Source organism: Helicobacter sp., assembly GCF_017502485.1.
Classification (GTDB): Bacteria; Campylobacterota; Campylobacteria; order Campylobacterales; family Helicobacteraceae; genus Helicobacter_B.
The window spans coordinates 1-2,502 of record NZ_JAFVUX010000009.1 but is presented as its reverse complement, the minus strand read 5'-3'; the positions used below and the strand labels follow the sequence as shown (position 1 = coordinate 2,502).

Sequence of the window (2,502 nt, the reverse complement as noted above, 5' to 3'; positions counted from 1 at the left end):
TTCATATTTAAAGTCAAACAAAAAATGCACCGCTTGCATAAATGATGGCTGAAATGCCGCGTAAATAAGCAGTCCAATGAAGATAATAAAAAGTAGTGGCATAAGCACGAGATTAAGCTTTTCAATCCCATTTTTAATGCCGAGAGAGACGATAAGTCCTGTGAACCCTAGCACAGAGGTAAATCCTAGAATTTGGTGGAAAGAGCGTGAAGTAAGCAGTGCGCCATAGATTTGGTCAGCTTGCTGGGCATTATCTGGGAGATCGACACTCACTCCCACGAGATAATACACCACCCAGCCTAGCACGACTGCATAAAAAGCAAGGATAATTGGACCGCCAATGAGCGTAAGCCCAGCAAATCGCCACGGCTTTTTGGGGTTTGGGTCAAGTTGGATAAAGGTATCGACTGTGTTCTTTTGTGTCTTATTCCCCATAAGCATTTCGCCAACGAGCATTGCCACGCCGATAAAAAGTGTCATTACCAAAAACAACAGCACAAACGCCCCCCCACCCATCTGCCCTACCATATAGGGGAATCGCCAAATATGCCCGAGTCCAATGGAGCTACCAAGTGTCGCTAGAATAAAGCCAAATTTAGAAAAATTGCCCATTGTTAAACCTTAAAAAATAAAGCAAGCATTATAACTAATCAGGCTTAAAGCTTATTGATTCCCTAGAATCTAGGGAATGCTAGTGTGGTGTGGCTCTAGCTCCTTAGCCAAAAATTTTATCCCGATTGCTCTCCACGCTTTAAGTCGCTCATTGACTTTATTCCAATTTATGGGTGGATTTTCTCGGATCTTAGATTCTAGCTCTTCTAGGCTAGAGACCATACGATCTTGTAGCTCAAAGACTTCTAGCAAGGTTTCAAAGCGTGTATTTAGGCTCTCGCTTGCGCGATCTTGTATGCGCATTAGGAAAAATGGCGTGTTCATCATAATAGCAAAGCAAGTGCCGTGGAATGAGCCTGTCACCATTAGCCTACACTCTTTCACGCAGGCAAGCCACTCTTGTATCGTGGCATTATAAGTGTCGCTTGACTTATAGGTGCTAGCTACTGCTATGACATTGTCATGTTTGTTTAGAATCTTTGGCAGTAAATCCCCCCCAAACGCGCTATCACCATAGGTGTAAATAAAGATACTTTCACTAAGATTGCTAGGCAGATCAAGCTTAGCAGAATCTATAAGTGCGCAGTAATGCTCCTTGCTTAAAAGCATCGTAGGGTCTGGCACGCAAGTGGCTTTGATTGCTATGCTTTCTGGCATTGTAACGCCTGCTTGCTCTCTTGTGCTAATGGCGGTGAAATCTTGCAGAGCGTTTTTGAAGTAGTCTTTTTGGGCTTGGTTTTTAAACACTCTTTTGCCAAAGCTTGCGGCATAGGCGATTTTTGTAGATTCTAGCTTGGCAAACTCTAGCGTGAAGTAGGGCAACCACGAGTAGGCATAGCCTTGTAGGCTCTCCTTTGGTGCAGTGCCCCAATCATTCCACTGCTGATCGCTCCCTGTGATAAAAATGTCGCCACTAAGCTCTGGGTAGTGGTGCTTCTGCGGGAGTATATAGTGCTGCAAGCTAGAAGCATGTAGGGCGATGTTGAGCTTTTTAAACTCATTAAACCCGCGCCTTTTGCGCATATCTAGCTCTGCTTGACTCTCTTGTATGCTGCTGCTAAGTATGCGCTTCTTGCACGCACGCACGAGGCGGTAGATGGAGTCGCCACAGATTCTGTGGAAGTAGTAGAGCTTCTTGCTAAAGGCTTGTGGTAGCCCCCAGATGACTTTGGTGTCAAACTTTGGGTAGTTGTCTCTAATGAAGCGTTGCAGAGCGTAGGCTTGTAGAATCTGCCCGTAATTTTCCTCGCAAAAGACAAAGGTAATGATGCGCAATGTCTTTGTCTTGGTTGTGCATTTACTAGAATCTAGTGGGGTTTTGGGTGTGTTTAGATTAGGCATTATGTCTCCTTAGTTTGGATTTTAGGTAGAATTTGAGGGATTTGGGCAAGCAAGAGACAAGAGCTGCCCGTAGTCGCCACTTTAGGATTGTGGGTAGCTCATAGATAGAATCTAAAAGGCAAGCGCGCTCTAGTGGCTTTAGAGCTTTGTGTGGGTCATTTGTCTGCTCATAGGTGGTGATAATCTCGCGCAGGACTTTGCTCTGTGAGATAAAGGGGCGTTTGGGGTAGGGGTGGGAGCGCACCAGAGAGACATTCCACGAAGCGATTTTCTCAAAGGTGCTTGGCACTATCTCCATAGATTCTGCGATAACCTCCATAAACTCCACGCCTTGCCTACTATGGATAAGCGCGCAGGTAACGCCTGTGGTGTCATAAAACTCTGGGTGATGGATATGCACTCCCCAATAGTCCCCTAGTGTGATGTCCGCGCCAGATTTGAAGCCTTTGGCGTAGCAGTTTTCACAGCTTGGGCGTGTGATAAAATGCCGCAAAAATCCTTGCATATAAACGACTTTTCCGGCAGGCTTTGTCTTTGTCTTTGTCTTTG

General features: G+C 45.4%; 2 protein-coding genes and 1 pseudogene. All 3 read right to left on the bottom strand.

Translation table 11 applies throughout. From position 1 onward, the window contains the following. Positions 1-612, bottom strand: a pseudogene (locus IKB69_RS01825) (sodium-dependent transporter); the annotation flags it as partial. Positions 613-681: 69 nt separating this feature from the next. Further along, positions 682-1,953: a polysaccharide pyruvyl transferase family protein gene (locus IKB69_RS01820; protein WP_290945520.1), complete on the bottom strand. Its 1,272-nt coding sequence runs from the start codon at positions 1,951-1,953 to the stop codon at positions 682-684. Continuing rightward, positions 1,946-2,502 (bottom strand): Coenzyme F420 hydrogenase/dehydrogenase, beta subunit C-terminal domain (locus IKB69_RS01815; RefSeq protein ID WP_290945518.1); only part of this gene is annotated, 557 nt, incomplete at its 5' end. The genes IKB69_RS01815 and IKB69_RS01820, both read right to left, overlap by 8 nt.

Coding starts and splice junctions, on each gene's coding strand:
- IKB69_RS01820 (WP_290945520.1), bottom strand. CDS start 1,953: ATGCCTAATCTAAACACACCCAAAACCCCACTAGATTCTAGTAAATGC.